Source organism: Bradyrhizobium sp. P2_E8 (genome assembly GCF_056403875.1).
On record NZ_JBFUES010001140.1, the window covers coordinates 1 to 2,189 of the forward strand.

General features: G+C 65.4%; 2 protein-coding genes. Both read left to right on the plus strand.

Annotated elements, in window-relative coordinates:
* The coding region (locus AC1D00_RS37765) for an MFS transporter (protein WP_477014175.1) at positions 1–1,062 on the plus strand (1,062 nt) is incomplete at its 5' end.
* A gap of 40 nt (positions 1,063–1,102) precedes the next feature.
* Positions 1,103–2,089 carry an acrylyl-CoA reductase (NADPH) gene (gene acuI, locus AC1D00_RS37770; protein WP_477014176.1) on the plus strand — a complete coding sequence of 329 codons (987 nt, stop codon included), beginning with the start codon at positions 1,103–1,105 and terminating at the stop codon, positions 2,087–2,089.
* The last annotated feature ends 100 nt before the right edge of the window (positions 2,090–2,189 follow it).

The following is a 2,189-nucleotide window of genomic DNA, read 5'->3' on the forward strand; positions in this document are numbered from 1 at the left end:
TTCCAGAACTTGCTGTGGGGGTTGGGCCAGCCGATCGCGGGCGCAGTCGCCGATCGCTTCGGCCTGTTCCGGGTGATGTGCGTCGGCGCGCTGCTCTATGCCGGCGGTCTGCTCCTGATGCGCTACTCCTCGACGCCGCTGTCGCTGAATCTCGGTGCAGGCGTGATGGTCGGCTTTGGTCTCGCCGGCTGCTCGTTCAACCTGGTGCTGTCGGCGTTCAGCAAGCTGTTGCCGGCCGAGAAGCGCGGGCTTGCGCTCGGCGCCGGCACGGCGGCGGGCTCGTTCGGACAGTTCCTGTTCGCGCCGATCGGCGTCGCGCTGATCGACAATTTCGGCTGGCAGCAGGCGCTCAGCGTGTTCGGCTTCCTGATGCTGCTGATCATTCCGCTGTCGCTGGCGCTCTCGACGCCGCCGGTCGCAAGCACGGCTAACGCGGCGCCGGCGGATGAGCAGACCTTCATGAAGGCGCTCGCGGAAGCCTTTGGCCATCGCTCCTATGTGCTGCTGGTGCTCGGCTTCTTCACCTGCGGCTTCCAGCTCGCCTTCATCACGGTGCATCTGCCGGCGTTCCTGGTCGATCGCGGCATCTCGACGCAAACCGGCGGCTGGGTGATCGCGGCGATCGGCCTTTTCAACATCATCGGCTCGCTCAGCGTCGGTTATCTCCAGAACTCGCTGCCCAAGCGCTACATCCTCTCGACCATCTACTTCACCCGCGCGCTTGCGACGCTGGCCTTCATCTCGTTCCCGATCACGCCGTTCTCGGCGATTGCGTTCGGTGCGGTCTCCGGCCTGACCTGGCTGTCGACGGTGCCGCCGACCTCGGCGCTGGTGGCGCTGATGTTCGGCACGCGCTGGCTTGCGACGCTCTATGGCTTCGCCTTCGTCAGCCATCAGGTCGGCGGCTTCCTCGGCGTCTGGCTCGGCGGCGTCGTGTTCGAGCGGTTCGGTTCCTACACGCCGATCTGGTGGCTCTCGATTCTGTTCGGCGTGCTCTCGGCGCTGATCAATCTTCCGATCGTGGAGAAACCCGTCGAACGGGCGGTTGCGCAGCCTGCCTGATCGGCTAAACATCCCCTGAAACAAGTCAGGGAGTTCAGCCGTGGCCACATTCAAGGCGATCCGGATCGACAAGGCGGACAAGGGCACCACCGCGCAGCTTACGCAGTTCGACGAAGCCGAGCTGATGGAGGGCGACGTCACCGTCCGCGTCGAATGGTCGACGCTGAACTACAAGGACGGCCTTGCGCTCACCGGCAAGGCACCGGTGGTGCGCCGCTTCCCGATGATCGCCGGCATCGACTTCGCGGGCGCGGTCGAGCAGTCCTCGCATCCGCAGTGGAAGGCGGGCGACAAGGTCGTGTGCACCGGCTGGGGCATGGGCGAGACCCATCTCGGCGCCTATGCCGAGAAGGCACGGGTGAAGGGTGACTGGCTGGTCGCCCTGCCGCAGGGCCTGTCGGCGCGCGACGCCATGGCGATCGGCACTGCCGGTTTCACCGCAATGCTCTCGGTGCTGGCGCTGGAGAAGCACGGCCTGTCGCCGAAGAGCGGCCCCGTCGTGGTGACGGGCGCGGCCGGCGGCGTCGGCTCGGTCGCGACCGCCGTGCTGTCCAAGCTCGGCTATCACGTCATCGCCTCGACCGGCCGCACCTCGGAGGCCGACTACCTCAGGCAGCTCGGCGCCGCCGAGATCATCGACCGCAATGAATTGTCGGCGCCGGGCAAGCCCCTCGCCAAGGAGCGATGGGCGGGTGGYGTCGACAGCGTCGGCTCGACCACGCTCGCCAACCTTTTGTCGATGACGAAGTACGGCGGCGCGATCGCGGCGTGCGGCCTTGCCGCCGGCATGGACCTGCCGTCTTCTGTCGCGCCTTTCATTTTGCGCGGGGTGTGCCTTCTCGGCATCGATTCCGTGATGTGCCCGATCGAGCCCAGGAAGGCCGCCTGGCAGCGTCTGGCGTCGGATCTCGACCGGTCGAAACTATCTGAAATTACTCACGAAATTCAGCTCGCCGAGGTTTCCGAATGGGGCGCGAAAATCCTGTCCGGCCAGGTCCGCGGCCGGATCGTGGTAAAAATTGTCTAACGGCGTTCAGACTTTACCAACCAAGCTGCTTCAATGTCGCCATGGTTAGTATGGTAAGCAGCGGGTAAAGAGATAAGGCATCGCCCGCGCTGGGGTTGGT